This is a genomic window from Parabacteroides sp. Marseille-P3160 (assembly GCF_900162725.1).
Lineage (GTDB): Bacteria > Bacteroidota > Bacteroidia > Bacteroidales > Tannerellaceae > Marseille-P3160.
Genome location: NZ_LT799414.1, coordinates 1 through 819, shown reverse-complemented (window position 1 = coordinate 819; position 819 = coordinate 1). Strand labels below are relative to the sequence as shown.

Annotated in this window: 1 protein-coding gene; it reads left to right on the top strand. The window is 38.8% G+C overall.

Translation table 11 applies throughout. From position 1 onward, the window contains the following. Positions 1-19 precede the first annotated feature (19 nt). Positions 20-819 (top strand): 6-bladed beta-propeller (locus BQ8014_RS00005; RefSeq protein ID WP_139785040.1); only part of this gene is annotated, 800 nt, incomplete at its 3' end.

Below are 819 nucleotides of genomic sequence, written 5' to 3'. Positions count from 1 at the left end.
TGAGAAAATCATTTATTGTATGAAAAAAGAAGCGACTATCCTCCTTTTTGACAGACAGGGCAAGGCCGTTAAAAAAATAAACCGTCAAGGCCAAAGCGGAGAGGAATATAGCATGGCTTCAGGAGCGACATTCGATAAAGCACGCGGAGAGCTCTATATCAATGACATGCAAAAAAAGAAAATATTCGTATACGATCAGGAAGGCCAATATAAGAGGAGTTTCTTCCATTCAAAAGGAAGACAATACGTGAACATGTCAAACTTTGATGCGGAACATCTAATCTGCTATGCCACCTTTCACAGTACGGGAAATCCTTATATCATTATTTCGAAACAGGATGGCCATGTGGTGAAAGATTTCAAACTCCCTTATGAGAAAAGGCTGGATTTGAAGTTTATCGAACAATTAGAAAACGGAATGTCTTTGTTTATTTCTACCGGAAGTTTTCCAATTGTAAAGAAAGGAAAAGACATTCTTCTGAATGAGATATCCTCGGATAGTGTTTATAAGATCAATCCGGACTTTAGTCTTACGCCGTTGATGGTGAAAAAACCTTCTGTCCAACAATTGGATCCGCCTATCTTCGTTTTCGCCGGAGTCCGGTCGGACAGATATCAATTCTTCCATACGGTTAAAAAAGAATATGACAAGGCCACTCAAATCGGTTATCCGGATGTTCAACTAATGTATGATAAGCAAACTCAAGAAATGTGTGCGTATGATGTATACAACGAGGATTGCCCCAATACTAAATCGCTGTTCTTTAGAGCGAATGAATGTGAAATCATTTCGGAAGATGATATGGATATCTTCTTCCT